At 68.6% G+C, this 17,952-nt stretch carries 13 protein-coding genes; 2 read left to right on the forward strand and 11 right to left on the reverse strand.

Annotated elements, in window-relative coordinates; translation table 11 throughout:
• Nucleotides 1-45: 45 nt before the first annotated feature.
• On the forward strand, nt 46-2,430 hold the full coding sequence (locus tag DK459_RS22810) for a TonB-dependent siderophore receptor (RefSeq protein WP_233256849.1): 2,385 nt from the start codon (nt 46-48) through the stop codon (nt 2,428-2,430).
• A gap of 43 nt (nt 2,431-2,473) precedes the next feature.
• On the forward strand, nt 2,474-4,621 hold the full coding sequence (locus DK459_RS22815; protein WP_233256850.1) for a TonB-dependent siderophore receptor: 2,148 nt from the start codon (nt 2,474-2,476) through the stop codon (nt 4,619-4,621).
• Nucleotides 4,622-4,632: 11 nt separating this feature from the next.
• Here DK459_RS22815 and DK459_RS22820 read toward each other — a convergent pair whose 3' ends face one another.
• From DK459_RS22820 to DK459_RS22870, 11 genes are all read right to left on the reverse strand, one after another.
• Nucleotides 4,633-5,454, reverse strand: coding sequence for an ABC transporter ATP-binding protein (locus tag DK459_RS22820; RefSeq protein ID WP_054498914.1), 822 nt, complete (start codon nt 5,452-5,454; stop codon nt 4,633-4,635).
• Complete coding sequence (locus tag DK459_RS22825) at nt 5,433-6,488, reverse strand: iron chelate uptake ABC transporter family permease subunit (protein WP_054498916.1); 1,056 nt, start codon at nt 6,486-6,488, stop codon at nt 5,433-5,435. Before DK459_RS22825 ends, DK459_RS22820 begins: the two co-directional genes overlap by 22 nt.
• Nucleotides 6,485-7,525 (reverse strand): iron ABC transporter permease, encoded by a 1,041-nt coding sequence (locus DK459_RS22830; protein WP_233256851.1) that lies wholly within the window; start codon nt 7,523-7,525, stop codon nt 6,485-6,487. Before DK459_RS22830 ends, DK459_RS22825 begins: the two co-directional genes overlap by 4 nt.
• Nucleotides 7,525-8,649, reverse strand: coding sequence for an ABC transporter substrate-binding protein (locus DK459_RS22835; RefSeq protein ID WP_110135081.1), 1,125 nt, complete (start codon nt 8,647-8,649; stop codon nt 7,525-7,527). Before DK459_RS22835 ends, DK459_RS22830 begins: the two co-directional genes overlap by 1 nt.
• A gap of 43 nt (nt 8,650-8,692) precedes the next feature.
• Nucleotides 8,693-10,897 (reverse strand): TonB-dependent siderophore receptor, encoded by a 2,205-nt coding sequence (locus DK459_RS22840; RefSeq protein ID WP_370445619.1) that lies wholly within the window; start codon nt 10,895-10,897, stop codon nt 8,693-8,695.
• 167 nt (nt 10,898-11,064) lie between these two features.
• Nucleotides 11,065-12,294 (reverse strand): multidrug effflux MFS transporter, encoded by a 1,230-nt coding sequence (locus DK459_RS22845; protein ID WP_304529882.1) that lies wholly within the window; start codon nt 12,292-12,294, stop codon nt 11,065-11,067.
• A 130-nt stretch (nt 12,295-12,424) separates the two neighbouring features.
• Nucleotides 12,425-13,339 carry a helix-turn-helix transcriptional regulator gene (locus DK459_RS22850; RefSeq protein WP_110135084.1) on the reverse strand — a complete coding sequence of 305 codons (915 nt, stop codon included), beginning with the start codon at nt 13,337-13,339 and terminating at the stop codon, nt 12,425-12,427.
• Between the two features lie 202 nt (nt 13,340-13,541).
• Complete coding sequence (locus tag DK459_RS22855) at nt 13,542-14,708, reverse strand: aromatic ring-hydroxylating dioxygenase subunit alpha (RefSeq protein WP_006384176.1); 1,167 nt, start codon at nt 14,706-14,708, stop codon at nt 13,542-13,544.
• 39 nt (nt 14,709-14,747) lie between these two features.
• Entirely contained in the window at nt 14,748-15,497 is a 750-nt protein-coding gene (locus DK459_RS22860; protein ID WP_110135085.1) for a siderophore ferric iron reductase, read from the reverse strand.
• Nucleotides 15,494-17,341, reverse strand: a complete 1,848-nt coding sequence (locus DK459_RS22865; protein WP_054498919.1) for an IucA/IucC family siderophore biosynthesis protein — start codon at nt 17,339-17,341, stop codon at nt 15,494-15,496. Before DK459_RS22865 ends, DK459_RS22860 begins: the two co-directional genes overlap by 4 nt.
• A complete protein-coding gene (locus DK459_RS22870; protein WP_054447540.1) occupies nt 17,338-17,943 on the reverse strand; it encodes a GNAT family N-acetyltransferase in 606 nt (201 codons plus the stop codon). Before DK459_RS22870 ends, DK459_RS22865 begins: the two co-directional genes overlap by 4 nt.
• Nucleotides 17,944-17,952 lie beyond the last annotated feature (9 nt).

The raw sequence follows: 17,952 nt of genomic DNA on the forward strand, positions 1-17,952 counted from the left end.
CTCTCAATCAAGAGGACTCAATTGCACGGGAATCAACGGGAATCCATGGCTATCGGAGCAGCCGATCAACACTGCGCGCGCGCGCCCCACGCCCTGGCGGTCAGGCGGCTGTGCGCCTGGATGGTGCTCGTGGGCGCGGTCGCGGGCATGCCATTGGCCGGGGCACAGCCCGGGCCGCAGTCGGTCGCCACGCGCAGCTTCCACGTCGCGCCGGGGCCGCTGACCCAGGTGCTCCAGCAGATCGCCAGCCAGGCGCGCGTACTGGTCTATTTCGATCCCGTTGTCACGCGTGACCTGGGCAGCGACGGCCTCGAAGGCACTTATGCGCCGGCCCTTGCGTTCGAAGCGGTGTTGCGCGCTCATGGCCTGCAAGCCTACGAAGACGCGCCGGGAAGTTTCCGGGTGCGGCGTGCCTGGATGCCCGCCGTATCGATCCTGCCGACCACGCAGGTGGAGGGCGAGGTCCAGGGCTTCACGCAACTCCAGGAGCGCGCGGCGACCAAGACGCTGGCGCCGTTGGTCTCGGTGCCGCAGTCGGTGTCCGTGGTGACCTCGGCCGACATGCAGGCGCGTGGGGCCCGTTCGGTCACGCAGGCGCTGCAGTACACGCCTGGCGTGCAGGTCGATAACTACGGTGGCACCGAGGTGCGCAACGACTGGGTCGTGCTGCGCGGCTTCGACGCCAAGCTGACCGGGGACTATCGCGACGGCCTGAGCCAGATGCCCTATGACCAGATCCGGGCGCGGGTGCCGACCTATGCGCTGGAACAGATCGAGGTGGTGCGGGGACCGGTCTCGGCGCTGTATGGGCAGGCGGCTCCGGGCGGCATCGTCAACCGCGTCACCAAGCGTCCCCCCGAGACGCCGCTGCGCGAAGCCGCGCTGCAGTTCGGGTCGTTCGGACACAAGCAGGGCTACCTGGACCTGGGCGGCCCATTCAACGAGAGCGGACAGGCCCGTTTCCGCCTGACCGCGACGGCCAGGGAATCGGGCACGCAGGACAAGTACGACAGCGGCCACCGCTATCGCGACAACCTGGCCTACGTGGCGCCGGCCTTCGGCTGGCGTGACGCGGACACCTCGTTCACCTTGCTGTTGCACTACCAGCATGACCGCAACGACGGTGAATCGCGCGTCTATTACCCCACGCGGGTGCTGGTGGGCGACTACGACTACGACCGCAACGACCGCGATTTCTTCAGCCTCGGGTACCAGTTCGAGCATCGTCTCAACGCGCAATGGCGAGTGCGCCAGAACGCGCGCTACCAGCACGGCGACATGCTTTTGCGCAATCTCTACGCGGGCGCGCTGGCCAGCGATGGCCGTACGCTGGCGCGCGCGCAACTGCAGGCGCGCGAGCGTGCCGAAGGGCTGGCGGTGGACAGCCAGGTCGAAGGCGACCTGGCTGGGGGTGGGCTCCGTCACCGCGTGCTGGCCGGGCTGGACGCCAGGCGCCTGTCGGGGCGCCAGCACTACCAGCAGGCGGCCGCGCCCGGTCTGGATCTGCTGGATCCGCGTTATGGGCAGGGCATCACGCTGCCATCAGGGGCGCCGTCGATCATCAAGGTGCGGCAGGTCACCGAGCAATGGGGCCTCTATCTCCAGGACAGGATCGAGGCTGGGGACTGGACCATTCTGCTTGGCGCGCGGCGCGACGACCATCGCGACGTGACCGATAACCACCTTGCCGATACCCGCACGCATGGCCGGGGCAATGCCTACACCTGGCGAGCAGGGGTGTCGTATGCGGCGGGAGCGGGTGTCGCCCCCTACGCGGGGTATGCGACCTCGTTCGTGCCCCAGGCCGGCGCCTCCTACGATGGCAAGCCGTTCGATCCGGCCCGGGCCGGGCAGTTCGAGGCAGGCGTGAAGTTCCAGCCGCCGCAATCGCAAAGCCTGTACACGCTTGCGCTGTTCGACTTGCGGCAGCGCAACGTTCTGACCGCCGATCCCGACCCCGCGCATCCTGGCTTCAGCGTCACCACCGGCCGCGTGCGCGCGCGTGGCGTCGAACTCGAAGCCAAGGTCAGTCCGGCGCGAGGTTGGGATCTGCTGGCCGCCTATACCTTCAACGATGTCGAGAACCTGCGGGCCAACGACGGCACGGTCGGGAAGATGCCTGTCGTGACGCCGCGCCAGATGGCGTCGATCTGGCTGAACCGCTCGTTTGGGGGATGGCTGGCGGGATGGAGCGCCGGCGTGGGGGTGCGCCATATCGGGTCCACCTACGTGGACGCCGCCAACACCATGAAGAACGACGCCGCCACCGTTGTCGACGCCGCGCTTGCGTACGACGCGGGCGCCTGGCGCGTTGCGCTGGATGCCAGCAATGTTTTCAACCGGCAGACCGTGGTCTGCCGGGGCGATCGCGGCAATTGCCGCTATGGCGTGGACCGCACGGTACTCGCCACGGTTGCCTACCGCTATTGACGCCGCCCATCACGGGGTGGTGTGACTTGCTCTGGACGACACCATGAAAGACCATGAATACCCATCACGCACGGCCTCCCTGTTTCTTGCGCGTCACACGTTGACGCTATTGGGCCTGGCCGTCGCCGCGCCGGCGCTTGCGCAACAGACCGCGGGCGAAAACGTCGGCACACTGCCCGGCGTCATCGTCAGCGGCACCGCCGATACCGGCACCGGCCCGGTGCAGGGCTACGTGGCGGAAGACACCACATCGGGCAGCAAGACCGACACGCCGTTGCGCGAAATTCCCCAGTCCATCTCGGTGGTGGGCGCCCAGGAAATGCGTGATCGCGGCGCGCAAAGCGTGTCACAGGCGATCCAGTACGTTCCTGGCGTACAGATCACCAACTTCGGCGGCGCCGAGGTGCGCAACGACTGGGTCGTGCTGCGCGGTTTCGACGCCAAGATAACGGGAGACTATCGCGATGGCCTGAACCAGCTGCCCTATGACCAGATCCGGGCGCGCACCGATCCCTACGCGCTTGAACGCGTCGAAGTGATTCGTGGCCCCTCGTCGGTGCTGTACGGACAGGTCGCGCCCGGTGGGCTTGTCAATCGCATAACCAAGCGTCCGACATGGGATCCGTTCGGCGAGATCGTGCTGCAGGCCGGCAACTTCGACCGGCGCCAGGCCGCGTTCGATATCGGCGGCCCGATCGACGAAGACCGCAAGTATCTGTACCGGCTGATCGGGATTCTGCGCGACAGCGGCACCCAGGTGAAATACGACAGCGATCACCGCTATCCGGATGACCTTGGCTACATCGCGCCAGCCTTCACCTGGCGTCCGAATTCGGATACCTCGTTCACGCTGCTGACCCACTATCAGCACGACGAAACCGATGGCGAGTCGCGCCCGGTGTACCCAACCCACGTGCCGGTGGGCGACTACGGCTTCAACCGATACGACCGCAAACAGTACGCCATCGGCTACCTGTTCGAGCACCGGTTCAATGACGGCATCACGGTGCGCCAGAACGCGCGCTACCAGCGTGGCAAGCTCGACCAGCGCGACCTCTACCCCCAGGGCCTGCGGCCTGATGGCCACACCTTACGCCGCTATGCCATGGTCTCGAAGGAAAGCGCCGACGGCGTGGTCGTGGACACCCAGGGAGAATTCCGCTTCAATGCCGGTCGTGCCGCCCATACGCTGCTGGCGGGCTTCGACTACCGCTTCCAGGATGGCCAGCAATGGTATCGCCAGGGCCTGGCGCCCGACCTGGACCTGGACAATCCGGTATATGACCAGAATATTCCGTATCCCAGCGCGGCCAATACCATCATCGACCAGAAGGACGTCAACCGGCAGTACGGTTTGTACCTGCAGGACCAGATCAAGGTCGATCGCGTGGTGGTGACGGCCGGCCTGCGTCAGGACTGGGCCACGTCCGATAGCCGCAACCGCATGACAAGCACCACCACCCATCAGAACGATACCGCGCTGACCGGACGCCTGGGGCTGGCCTACCTGTTCGACTCCGGCGTCACGCCCTACGTGAGCTACTCGACCTCGTTCAATCCGCAATCGGGCGTGTCGATGGACGCCACCCCCTTCAAGCCGACCAAGGGTGAGCAATACGAGTTCGGCATCAAGTACCAGCCTCCGGGTTCCAAGAGCATGGTGGCCGCCTCGTTCTTCGACCTGACGCAGCGCAACGCGCTGACCCCCGACCCGCGCAACACCAACTTCAGCGTCCAGACCGGCGAGATCCGCTCGCGCGGGATCGAACTCGAAGGCAAGGCAAGCCTGGCTCACAACCTGGATGTGCTGGCCTCCTATACTCTTAACGATGTCAACGTGACCAAGAGCAACAATCCGCTCGAAAAGGACAACACGCCCATCGTCACGCCGCGCCACATGGCATCGGCATGGGTCAACTACACGCTGGCCGACACCGCGCTGCGCGGACTGGGAATGGGCGTCGGCGTGCGCTACGTCGGCAAGACCTATGTGGACGTGGCCAACACCATGGAAAACGGTTCGTCGTTCATGGTCGACGCGGGCTTGCACTACCAGCTCGAAAAGTGGCGCTTCGCGTTCGATGCCACCAATATCTTCAACCGCGAGACCATCGTGTGCCGCAACAACCAGACCAACTGCCGCTACGGCCTGGAGCGCACGTTCATCGCCAGCGTGGCCTATCGATGGTGAGTCCTTGCCGCTCAACCCTGGCCGCGCCGCGGCACGATCATCGGGCTGCCGGTCTCCGGATCCGGCAGCACCCGGCAATCCAGGTCGAACACCCGCCGCATGGCGTCCTCCGTCACCACCTGGCGCACCTCGCCCTGCGCCGCGATGGCGCCGGCCCGCATCATGACGACGCGATCGGCGTAGCGGAACGCCAGGTTCAGGTCGTGCAACACCACCACCAGCGTGCGCCCGGCCCGGTGCAGGCGCGCGCACAGCTCCAGCAGGTCGATCTGGTGGCGGATGTCGAGGAAGGTGGTGGGCTCGTCCAGCAGCATGATGCCGGCGTCCTGCGCCAGCACCAGCGCCAGCCAGGCACGCTGCCGCTGGCCGCCGGACAGCGTGTGCACGGGATGGTCGGCCAGCTCGGCCAGGTCGGTGTCGGCCAGCGCCGCGTCAACCGCCCGGGCGTCGTCCGCCGACCACTGCCGTAGCAGGGTCTGGTGCGGATAGCGGCCGCGCGCCACCAGGTCGCGCACGGTGATCATTTCAGGGGCCACCGGGTTCTGCGGCAGGTAGGCCAGGCGCCGCGCCACCGCCTTGCGCCGCAGGCTGGCCAGATTGGCGCCGTCCAGGAACGCCTGGCCCTGGGTGGGCGCCAACGCGCCGCCCAGCACGCGCAACAGCGTGGACTTGCCGCAGCCGTTGGGGCCGACCACCGCCGTGAAGGCGCCGGGGGCCACCGCCAGCGACAGGTCCCGCAGCACAGGGGTATCGCCATAGGATAGGCCGACCTGCCGCAGTTGCAGGGCGGACATGCCGCTGGCCGGATCGTTCAGGTGGAGGTCTTGCGCCATTCGAGTACCAGCAGAAATGCGAGATAGACGCCGCCGATGCCGGCGGTCAGGACGCCCACCGGCAGGCCATTGGCGCCAGCCGCGCGGGTCAGCAGGTCGGCAGCGGCCAGCAGCACGGCGCCGGTCAGGGCCGCCAGCAGGGGCTGCGGGCCGCTGGCGCGCACGCAGCGGCGCGCGATCTGCGGCGCCGCCAGGGCGATGAAGGCGACGGGGCCGGCCACGGTGACCGCGGCGGCCGCGGCCAGCACCGCCACCAGCGTGGCGGCGAGGCGACTGCGCGACGCGGTGGCGCCAAGCGCCTGGGCCAGGTCGTCGCCCATTTCAAGCAGCCGCAGGCGGGCGCACAGCGCCAGCGCCAGCGGCAGCAACACGGCGCAGGCCCCCGCGATCAGAGAGACATCGGTCCACGTTCTGCCGGCCAGGCTGCCATTGAGCCAGGCGGCCGCCAGATAGGCCTGTTCACGCCGCAGGTTGGAGAGGCCATACTGCACGAAGGCGAAGGCGATCGCGCCGACCGCGATGCCGGCGATCACCATGCGCTGGGGCGCGGCGAAGCCGGCGCCGGAACCGAACCAGACGCCGGCCGTGGCCAGCAGCGCGCCGGCCGCCGCGCCCCAGGCCACCGGCATCAGCCCGGGCCAGACCATCGCCACGGCCACGGCGCCGGCCGAGGCGCCGGCGGTCAGGCCGATCACGTCCGGGCTGCCCAGCGGATTGCGGGTCAGGCTCTGGAACAGCGCGCCCGACAGGCCCAGCGCGGCGCCCGCGCCCAGTGCGGTCAGGACGCGCGGCAGGCGCACGGTATGCACCAGCCACCGATCCACGGCGCCCCCGGCGCCCAGCAGCGTCTGCCCCAGCGCCTGCCAGGACAGCGTCGGCTCGCCGGTCAGCAGGGCGGTGACCAGCAGAGCGCAGGCCAGGACCAGCAGCAGCGCTGCCCAGGCCAGTGCGCGGGGCGCGACGGGCCAGGCCAGCCAGGCGCCTGCGCGCAACACGCGCGCCGACGAGATGACGGAATGCGCGCGATGCTTCATGCCAGGCTCCGCGCGCGCTTGCGCAAGGCGGCCAGCAGGAATGGCGCGCCGATGAAAGCCACCACCACGCCCGTCAGCAGTTCCGCTGGCGCCCGCAACAGCCGCGCCAGGATGTCGGCGACCAGCATCAGCAACGGGCCGAGCACCACGCAATAGGCGAGCAGCCAGCGCAGGTCGGGACCGGCGTAGCGGCGGGCGATGTGCGGCACGGCCAGGCCGACGAAGGCGATCGGGCCCGCGGCCGCGGTGGCGGCCGCCGCCAGTATCGCCACGCATAGCAGGCCCAGCAGCCGGTACAGGCTGGTGCGCAGTCCCAGCGCCTGGGCCAGCGCCTGGCCCAGGGCCAGCAGATTGAGCGGCCGCGCCAGCATCGCGGTCAGCAGCAGGCCGGTGCCGATGTATGGCGCCGCGCGCAAGGCGACGTCCAGCGATTGCCCCGCCAGCGCGCCCACGGCCCAGAACCGGTAGGCGTCGAAGATATCGTCGCGCAGCAGCGCCACGGCCTGCACGTAGGCAAACAGCACCGCGTTGACGGCGGCGCCGGCGAGGATCAGCCGTACCGGCTGCAGGCCCCGGCCGCCCGCGCCGATCAGGTAGACCGCCGCCGCCGCGCCCAGCGCGCCGGGCAAGGCAGCCCAGAACGGATGGGCGGGCAGGCCGCCCAGCAGCAATGCCGCCGTCACGATGGAGGCGGCCGCGCCGGCGTTCACGCCGAGCAGGCCGGGGTCGGCCAGCGGGTTGCGGGTCAGCGCCTGGATCAGCGCCCCGGCCACGGCCAGGGCGGCGCCGGTCAGCAACGCCAACAGGGTGCGGGGGATGCGGGAGGCGACGACCAGCGCGGCATGGCTGTCGTCCGGTTGCAGCAATACGCGCCACACGGTGGCCGCCGACAGGCCGCGCGAGCCGAGCCAGAGACTGGCGACCGCGGCGCCAGCCAGCAGCGTACAGGCCGCCAGCAACAGCGGCGCCCGCAGCCGGCGCGCGCCCTGGAGCGGTTGGTCGCTGCGCGCGGCGGGCGGTGGGGAATGCGACGGCATCAGGAGCCGGCTCCGTTACCCCCGGCGTGGCGCGCGGCCTCGGCCAGGCGGGGCGCCAGCCGGTCCAGCATCCACGCCACCGCCAGCGGCGTGCCGGAGGACGAGGCCATCACCAGCGCCGGGTCGCTCAATGCCACGTAGGCGCCGCGGCGCACGGCCGGGATCGATGCATACAGCGGCATGGCCGCGGTGCGGTCGCGTTCCTGCGGCGTGTAGAACCAGGACACGAGGATGTCGGCATCGCCCAGCGCGTCGGCATGCTCGAAGCCCAGGTAATGGGCGAAGTGGCCGGCGCTGGCGCGCAGGCCGCGCACCGAGGGCGCCAGCGTCAGGCCCATGGCGCTGAGCGTATCGACGCGCGGGTCGCCGGCAACGTAGGCGGCGAAGTTGCCCGAGCCGAGATCGGCGCGCACGTAGGCGAAGGTCTTGCCGGACAGTTCGGGATAGCGGCGCGCGGCTTGCGCCAGCGCATCGTGGATGCGGGCCTTGAGGGGCGCGGCGGCCTCGCGCGCGCCCAGGGCGGCGGCAATGAGGTCGATCTGCGTGTCAACCGGGGTCAGGAAAGGCTGCTCCGGATAGCCCACGACCGGCACCAGCCGCGACAGTTGCGCGTAGGCCTCGGGACTGACGCCGGAGAAGGGGGCCAGCACCACGTCGGGCCGCAGCGCGATGATCTTCTCGATATCCAGTTCGGGATAGACGGTGATGCGCTCGGGCAGCGGCTGCCCCCGCGCCTCGATCGCGGCGCGGACCCAGGGCCAGTAATGGTCCGAGTCGCCGCCCCAGTCGGCGCGGCCCACGCCCACCGGCACCACGCCCAGCGACAGCACCAGGTCGTCCGCGCCCAGGCCGAGCGCGACGACGCGCCTGGGCGGGGCCGGGATCACCGCGGGACCCAGGGCGGTCTCCAGCCTGACCGGAAAGCCCGCGACGGTGGCGGCCGTCACGGATGGGGCGGCGGCCGGCTTGCCGGCCGCGGATGGCGCAGGGGCGGAGCCTGCCGCAGGCCCGGGGACGGCGGGCGCGCGGTCGCATGCGGCCAGGGCGGCGGCCAGGGCCAGCGCCGCCAGGCCGGCCAGTGCGCGGCGGCCTGCCCGCGCCGCGATCGCCAGATTCAAATGCATTGTGCCGCTGTCCTCCTTGGCTTGCAGCCGTGTGACGCCATCTTCAATACTGCGCGCGCATGGTCAGCATGACGTTGCGCGGCGCGCCATACCAGCCCTGGCTGTAGAAGCCAATCTGGTCGTAATACTTGCGGTCGAAGACGTTGTTCAGGTTGAGGGTGGCCGAGACCTGCTTGCTGAAGTCGAAGCGGGCCATCAGGTTGACCAGGGCGTAGCTGCCTTGTTCCACGTCCACGTTGCCGCGGGGGCTGGCCGCGGACCGATAGATGCGGCTTTGCCAGTCGATGCCGCCGCCCACGGTCAGGCGGTGCAGGTCGCCCGGCAGGCGGTAGGTGGTGTACACCTTGAACAGGCTGCGCGGATGGCTGGTGTTGATCGGCTTGCCGTCGGCGTCCTTGGCGGTGAAGTGGGTGTAGCTGGCGCCGAGGTTCCAGCCGGGCATGAGCTGGCCGCTGGTCTCCAGTTCGAAGCCTTCGACCTTGGCGCCGGAGACGGCGCGGTACGCCTGGGTGCCGGGCATGCCGATGACCGACTCGCCCGGGATCGCCTGTGCCAGGTTGTTCTGGCGGGTCTGGTACAGCGACGCGGAGGCATTCAGCAAGCCGTCCAGGTAGGCGGCCTTCAGGCCGACCTCGTAGCTCTTGCCGTCGATCGGCGGCAGGATCGAGCCGCTGGGCGAGCGGGCGTTCTGCGGCTGGAAGATTTCCGTATAGCTGGCGTATGCGGTGTAGGTGCTGTTGATGTCGTACAGCAGGCCGGCGTAGGGCGTGAACTGATCGTTGATCTTGTACTGGCGCTTGCTGCCGAAGTAGGTCTGGTTGGTTTCCCAGTTACTCCAGCGTCCGCCCAGGATCAGGTGCAACGGATCGGCCAGCGAGAAGCGGCCTACCGCGTAGGCGCCGGTCTGCTTGACGCGAAGGTCGTCAGCGGGCGTCTTGTTGGCGGCCCAGGTGGGTTCGGCGACGTGATCCTGGCGCCAGTCGAAGAAGCTGCCCAGGGCTGGCTTGGCGCCGGTCTGCAGGTACTGGCCGATATTGCTGTGGTCGTTGACGCTCATCCAGCCCAGCGCCAGTTCGTGCTTGCGCCCGAACAACTGGAACGGGCCCGACACCGTCAGGTGGATGTCATCGCGCGAGCGGTCGCCATCATAGTTGTTGTACGCGCTGGTCATGCCCGCGCCCGTGACGCGGTCGGGGTAGCCGCCGCGGAACAGCTGCTTCATGCGATAGTCGCCATCGTTGTGGCTGTAGGCGGCACGCACCTTCCAGTCGTTGGCGAAACGGTGCGTCAGGTCGACGAAGGTGGTGGTGGACTCGGTGTCGATGCGGGCCCAGCGGGTATTGTTGGCCACCGAGCGGTTGAAGTCGGTGCGCGAGCCGTCGCTGTAGAACAGCGGAAAGCCGCTGCCGAAGCCGTTGCTCTGGTTGCGGGAATACTCGATGCCGGCGGTCAGCACCGTGTCCGGCGTGAGGTCGGCGCTGATGACCCCATAGAAGGTGCGCTTGCGCGAATCCAGGAAGGTCACATAGCTGTCGCCCTGGTCATAGGCGGCGACGAAGCGCGAGCGGATGCGGCCGCCTTCGGTGACGGGCACCGACAGGTCCAGGTTGCCGCCAACCTGATCCCAACTGCCGGCGCTGACGCTGCCGGACAAGGCGAACTCGCGCAGCGGCTTCTTGCGGATGAAGTTGACGGCGGCCGACGGATTGCCCGAACCGGTCATCAGGCCGGTGGCGCCGCGCACGATCTCGACGCGGTCGTAGATGGCCGAGTCGATGTCGGTGGCGCCGTAGTTCCACAGACTGAGGATGGGCGAGTTCAGGCCGTCGAACTGGAAGTTGTCGATATCGAAGCCGCGCGAAGAGAACGAAAACCGGTTGCTGTCGCTGCGCGTGACCGAAATGCCTGGCGCGCTCGCCAGGATCGAACCGGTGTCGCGCAGGCCCTGGTCCTCGATCTGCTGGCGCGTGACCACGCTGACGGACTGCGGCGTCTCGCGCGGCGACAGCGTCAATCCCGTGGCCGTGTTCATGGCGTCGGTGGTATAGGAGCGGGTGCCTTCCGTGGTGCCGGGGATGCCCGCGCCGCTGACGGTGACGGCGGGCAATTGCGCCACCTCGCCGGCTTCGGCGCCGGCGGCGTCCTGGGCGAAGGCCTGCTGGTGGGTCAGGGCAGAGCAGAACAGGGCCGTCTGGATCGCGTAGACAAGAGGGCGCACCCGGCGCGATTGCGCGGCGGGCGGGGGCAGGACGGACGGCATGAGGACAAGCTCCAACGGAAAAATTTGGTAATGAGAATTATTGATTTTTACCGTTGGGCTGATGTATGCCGGACGACGCAATGCATATGGAAAACGCCGCCGGGCTGCTGCGCTGTCGCGCGCATGTGCCCGCACCAAACCCATGGGGTGGCACGCTACCCCAGCCCGGCCTCGGTCTTGGCCACGGGCGCGGCGCAGCGATGCAGCCAGGCCCAACCGGCGGCGCTGGCCGCCACGCAGGCCAGCATGGCCACGGCCAGCCGCAGTGGCTGGCCGTAGACCAGCGGCACGCCCCAGCCGCTGGCCACGGAGAACGTCAGCATCTGCATGAAGCCGAGCACGGACGCGGCGGTGCCCGACAGGTCCGGCACGTGCCCCAGGATGCGCAGCGTCATGGCCGGCACGCCCATGGCCAGTCCGCAGGTGAACAGGCCCGGCAGCAGCACCGCCCAGGGCAGGCGCGGCGGCTCGGCGGCGGCCATGTACAGCACGTAGGCCAGGCAACTGCCTCCCATCAGCAGGTAGGCCAGCAACGTGATGCGCCCGTCCGACCAGCGGCCGGCCTTGCGCGCCGCCAGCAGCGCGCCGGCCATGGCGCCCACCACCAGCGGCACGAACAGGTAGGCGAAATCGGTTTCCGGCAACCCCAGCACATTGGTGATGAAGTCGGGCGCGGCCCCGATCAGGAACCCCTGCGCGGCGAACAGCAGGCTGAACGCCAGGCCCAGCGCGGCGTAGCGCCGGTTGCCCAGCACGCGCGCGTAGTTGCCGCCCAGTGTGCGCCAGGCCAGCGGCTGGCGTCGATCGGGCGGCAGCGTTTCGGGCAGGCGCCGCACGCACAGCAGCCAGGCCGCGGCGGCCAGCGCGGTCAGCAGCAGGAATATGGACCGCCAGCCCTGGTGCGCGGCCAGGTAGCCGCCCAGGATCGGCGCCAGCGCCGGCGACAGATTGAACACCAGGATCAGGTATGACATGGCGCGGCGCGCCACGGCGCCGTCGTAGCAATCGCGGATGATGGCCTGGCCGACCACGATGCCGGCGCCCGCCGACAGGCCTTGCACCGCGCGTCCGGCCAGCAGCCAGCCGAAGCCGGGCGCCAGCGCCGCCATCAGCGCGCCGCACACGTACACCCCCAGCGCAGCCAGCACCACGCGACGTCGCCCCAGCGAGTCGGACAGCGTGCCATGCAGCAGCAGCATGGAGGCATAGCAGGCCATGTAGACGCCCAGCGTCAGTTGCACGGTTTCCTGCGGCACGGCGAATTCCCGGCCCAGCGCGCCGAAGGCGGGCAGGTAGGCGTCGATGGTGGCGGGGGCGACACAGGACAGCAGGCCCAGCATCAGCACCATCATGGGAAAGGAAGGCAGGGGTTCGCGGCGTGACACGACGGCATCCATGGCGGGGGCCTCCCGGGCTGGGAAGCGCAACCGCATGGTCGCCTGTCATCGTGGGTTGCAGGAATGGTGAACGCCGCAAGAGCAATGGGCGCCGCCGTAAGCCGTGCACGGCCGGCGCTCAGTTCAGTTCGCTGGGAGCGATGCCGTAGCGCTCGCGGAACGCCGTGGCGAAGTTGGTGGCGTGGCGGTAACCGACGAAATGCGCCGCCTGTTGCACGCTGCACCCCTGGGCCAGTTGTTCGCGCGCCACTTCCAGCCGCCGTTCGCGCAGCCAGCTGAAGACCGAGCGCTGGTAGGTCGCCTGGAATTTGGCGCGCAGCGTGCTCGGGCTCATGCAGGCCAGCCGCGCCAGCTCGTCCAGCGTGTGTTCCTCGCCCGGCGCGCTGTACAGGCGTTCGCGCACCCGTTCCAGCAACTGGCGGTCGCGTTCCGAAACCGTGCTGTCGGCCGGCGCGCGCTGTTCCAGCGTCGCCAGCGCATGCGCCAGCAACTGCGTCCCCACGCCTTCGCGCAGCATGGCCTGCAGCGGGCCGTCCCAACCGCAGTCGAGCAGGTGCTCGATGGCCTGCAGCAGATGGCCCTGGACCTGCCAGCGGCGCAGCCGCAGCGACGGCGAACGCAGCGCCTTCCAGATCATCTCGCTGGTCTGGTCGTCGCCGGCGCCGTTGGGGTCGGACAGCGACAGGTTGATGCTGCGCAGGCGTTGGCCCGGCGCGTGGATGCCGGTCATGGCGACGGTGTCGCCGTAAAGCGCGCTGACGCCGCTGTGCGCGGCCAGCCTGACGTCGTCGTGGCGATCGATGCGGGTCTGGGCGTGGCCCTGCAGCATGACGATGGCGGAAAAGCGCGGCGACATCATCGAGGTGGCCTCGTAATGCTGGTGCACGCGCACGTCGGACAGCACCAGGGTCAGGCCCGGTCGGATCGCGTGGGTCTCGACGCGGCCTTCGGCAATGCAGAGGGTCTCGGGGTCGCCGCGCAACGCGCCGTTCAATTGCGGCAGGCGGTAGCGGAAACCGCTCTGGCTGCCCATGCGGTTGAAGTCGGCGACGGTGAATTGGGCGGGGGAGGGTGCTGGGTTCAAGATCGTCACTCGCGATACGGGTTGAGCCCCTGTAGCGGTGTTCGGCACACCGTCAAATGTGAGAATGAGAATAGCATATGTTCGCATTGTTGCAGCTATTCTCACCGCTCCGGCACCGTTTTAATTACGGCGCGCCCGTCCCCTGCGTCCCCTACGGCGCGGCGCAGTCACCCAGTTCCTCGCCCATGATGTCGCGATACCACTCGTGGAAATGCTGCATGCCATCCTCCATCGGCGACTGGTATGGGCCGCTTTCGGAGGTGCCGCGGCGCAGCAGCGCCAGCCGGCCGGCGTCCATGCGCTCGCCGATCTCGTCGTCCTCGACCGCGGTTTCCATGTAGGCCGCGCGCTGCGCCTCGACGAATTCGCGCTCGAACAGCGCGATTTCCTCGGGGTAGTAGAACTCGGCGATGTTGATGGTTTCCTGCGGGCTCTTGGGGTAGAGCGTGGAGAGCACCAGCACGTGCGGGTACAGCTCGATCATGTGGGTGGGGAAGTAGGTCACCCAGATCGCGCCGAAGTCGGGCGCCGAGCCGCCGCGATAGCGCATCAGCGTGTCGTGCCAGTCGCGGTAGACGTCGGAACCGGGCTTTTCCAGCGAGTCATGCACGCCCACGCGTTGCAGGCTGTGGTGGCGGCCGAACTCCCAGCTCAGGTCCTCGCAGGTGACGAAGCGGCCCAGGCCGGGGTGGAAGGGCCCCACGTGGTAGTCCTCCAGATAGACTTCGATGAAGGTCTTCCAGTTGTAGTTGCACTGGTGCACCTCGACGTGGTCGAGCACGTAGTCGGAGAAGTCGAACTCGGGCCGCTCGAACAGATGGCCCAGGTCGGCGCGCGGATCGCGCGGGCCCTCGAACAGCAGGCCATGGCAATTCTTCAGCGGAAAACGCGGCAGGTTCAGGCAGGGCGTGCTGGGGAACTGCGGCGCGCCCAGGATCTGGCCGCGGTTGTCGTAGGTCCAGCGGTGCAGCGGGCAGACGATGTTGCCGCCGCTGGCCGACAGGTTGCCGGCGGGGTTGCCGGGTCCGGTCACCGCGCCCGTCTCGCCGCCCAGGATCAGCGCCTGCCGGTGGCGGCAGACGTTGGAGACGAGCTCGACGCCATGGGCGTTGCGCACCAGCACCCGGCCGCCGTCCTCGTGCGGCAGGCGGCGCCAGTCGCCTGGTTCGGGCACGACTTTCTCGTGGCCCACGTAGATGGGCGATTGCTTGAATATCCGTTCCTGTTCGCGTTCGAACAGGGCTTGGTCGAAATAGGCCCGAACGTGCAGCGGGCTCAAGGCCTCGCGCACGTGCTCGAGGCGGCCAATGTCCGTCATTTCCGACTCCTTGTGCCGTCCCGCAAGGCCCGGCCGCCTTCAGGCGGGCACGGCGCTCTCGGCGTCGATCCGGGTCATGCGTTCGGCAAGATCCAATTTGGGGCAGGTGCTGCAGTAGTCGCCGTCGCGCCTGCGGAAGTAGTGGCAGCAGACCTGCCGATCGACGGCGATGACCGGCAGGTCCGCGCGCCGCCAGGTCAGGTAGCCGCTGCGCCCGCGCAGGCCGAGCAGGTCCATCCATTCGATGGCCTGCCGCTGGGCCCAGTCGTTGGCGGCGGCGCCGTTGTCGTGACGCGCGGCCAGCAGGGCATACAGTACGCAATCGGCCTGCATGCTCTCGGCGGCGCGCGGACTCACCCGCAGCACCTGGGTCAGTTCGCGGTAGAAGGTGGCGCAGATACTGCGCAGTTGCGCGGCGGCGGCCTGCATGCGGTGGCGCAGGCCGCCGCGCAAGGGTTCATGGCGCTCCAGGGTGTAGCCGATGATGAAACCGTCGTCCGGCACCGGCTGGATCATGCCCGACAGGTCGGGCACGATCGCGCTGCGATGCGCGGCGATCACGCTCAGGTAGACGGGCTGCCAGATCAGCAACCCCCAGCAGCGCAAAGCCAGGTAGTGTGGCCCGGCCTCCGGATAGCGCTGCCCCCAGACATCGCGCAGCCGCGCGATGGCCTGGGCGTTGTCGGCGCCCGGGCGGATGCCCGGCCCGGGCGCCGCCGCGACCTGGCCCGACAGCCCGGGCACCAGGCGGCCGGTCAGCGCCAGCAGATCGTCCAGGTCGCGGTTCACGCAAGCGCCTGCGCGGTGTCGGCCTGGCCCAGCCACTGGGGCCGGTGGCGGGCAATCGGGTTGGCCAGGTTGGGCGCCATCTGGAAGCTGCCTATGGGGTCGGCCAGGTTGACCATCTGCAGGTTGTTGGCCAGCTGCAGGCGGTTCAGGCACGAATGGATCATCTCCGGCGCGAACAGGTCGTACTGGCGGTACTTTTCCAGGCGTTCGGGATGGGCCTCCTGATAGGCGATGATGCGGCCGGCCACCAGTTTCCAGAAAGCGTCCTCGTCCATCACGCCGTTGTCGACCAGCACCTGGGACAGATGGCGGAAGTAGCCTTCGAACACGTCCACGAAGATGGTCAGCAGCTTGTATTCCTCGGGCACGTCGGCGGCCAGGCGGCGGGCGTTCTCGGGCAGGGCGGCGTTGGGATCGAGGATCGACGATTCCTCGGCGATGTCCTTCATGAAGGCGCGCACCGGCACGTGGTCCTGGACCACCAGGATGACGTTCTCGCCATGTGGCATGAACACCAGGTCGTGGGCATAGAAGCAGTGCACCAGCGGCGTAAGGTAGGCGTCGACGTAGCGCTCCAGCCATGCGGCGGCATCCAGCCCCGAGGCGCGGATCAGTTCCGGCAGCAGCGCGCGGCCCTGCGGATCGACGTGCAGCAGCGCGGCCATGGTCATCAGGCGCTGGTTGGCGCCGATCAGCGCGGTGGGGTTCTCGCGCCACAGTGCCGAGAACATCTTCTTGTAGGGCGTGTCGACCGAGATGGCCGCTTCGTAGTAGTAGTTGCGGAACCCCAGCGAGGCCGCTTCGCGCAGGATGGTGAAGCCGTTCTCCCGCAGCCACGGATCGGCGTTGATCAGGCCGTGGATGTACTCGTTGATCGCCGGCGTGCCGGACATGTAGTAAGGCGACAGTCCGCGCATGAAGCCCATGTTCAGGATCGACAGCGAGGTCTTGACGTAGTGCTTGCCCGGCTGGCTGATGTTGTAGAAGGTGCGGATCGACTGCTGCGCCAGGTAGTCATCGTCGCCGTAGCCCAGGCACACGATCTTGCGCGAGGCCACGTAGGGCGCGAACGCCAGCGACAATTTGTTGAACCACTGCCACGGGTGCGACGGCATGAGGAAGTAGTCCGCCGGGTCCAGCCCCTGATCGCGCAGGGTCTGGGTGTGGCGGGCGACGGTGTCGGCGCCCAGCTCGTCGCGCAGCAGGCTGTCGTAGTCCATGGTCGACAGGCAGGCGAAGTGGGCATTGTCCTTGTGCACCGCGAGCCACATCACGCGGATCGGGCTGGCGCATTCCGGGGCGTAGACGTGGTAGTCCTCGGCGTTGAAGCCCAGGCGGCCGTTGTTGGCCACGAAGCTGGGATGGCCCTCGATCATCGAGGTCTCGATGGTCTGGTAATCGGCCAGCGCCAATTCGGCGGCCGCGGGCGCGGCGCGGGTGTGCTTGTAGGCGCTGCCGTGCAGCGTGCTGGTGATCTCGTCCAGGTAGATCGGCAGGCGGTCCTCGGGCATGCCGAGCTTGTCGCGGATCTCGATGACGAACTGCAGCGCGTCCAGCGGCGCGGGCGTGCCGGCCATGGTCTTGCTGATGGACTCGGGCGGGATGCGCCAGTGGCGCATGGCCATCAGCTGCGCGTCGAACCGGTACTCGGCATGGCCGTCGGCCAGCACCAGGCGGTAGCGGTCAAAGCCGGGCGCCTCGGCGGGGCCGAGCCGTTCGGGCTCCAGCAGCCATTCGTGGGCATATTCCGAGATGGCCTTCTTCACCAGCAGGCGGTTCACTTTGTCCCAGACCTCGGGAGCGAGGTGGCTGGCGATCTGGGCGGGATGGGGCTGGGTGCTCATAGGGAAGACTCCTGGAGTTGGGCCTGTTCAAATTGCTGCCGGGTGCAGAAGGCGATGCTGGCGGTCTTCTCGCGAAAACGCGCCTGGCCGGCGTAGACAAAACCCATGGCCAGGTTGAGCGCATGGATTTTGCTGTTGTTGCTGTCGGGTTCCACCACCACGCGCCGGGCCTGGAGGCGTTCGAACATGAAGCGCATCACGAAGGCCAGCACGTTGCGGCTGAAATTCGGGATGCGCACGCGCGGCGGGCCGATGAAGATGTGCATGCCGAGGTCGCCGGGGCGCACCGGGTAGTGCTCGCCGACCTGGTCATGGGCGGGGTCGTAGCATTCCACCAGGAAGGCGGGGCGGCCGTCGTGGCTGCCGAGCCAGGCGCCGGCATGGCCGCTGTCGACCAGGGCCTCGTAGAAGTCGCGCACCTGCGCTTCGGTGAACGTCTGCATCGACCAGAAATGCGCGTAGTCCATCGCGAACCACTGGCGCAGCAGGGCGGCGTCGCCGGCGGGATCGAGCGGGCGCAATGCCAGGCCCGCGCCCTCGTCGTAGTGGCTGCGCGCCTGGCGGTCGATCTCGCCCAGGAAGGCGGCGGTCATGGTGATCATGGCGGGCTC

Origin of the sequence: Achromobacter sp. RW408 (assembly GCF_003184165.1) — a bacterium.
GTDB lineage: Bacteria > Pseudomonadota > Gammaproteobacteria > Burkholderiales > Burkholderiaceae_B > Achromobacter > Achromobacter xylosoxidans.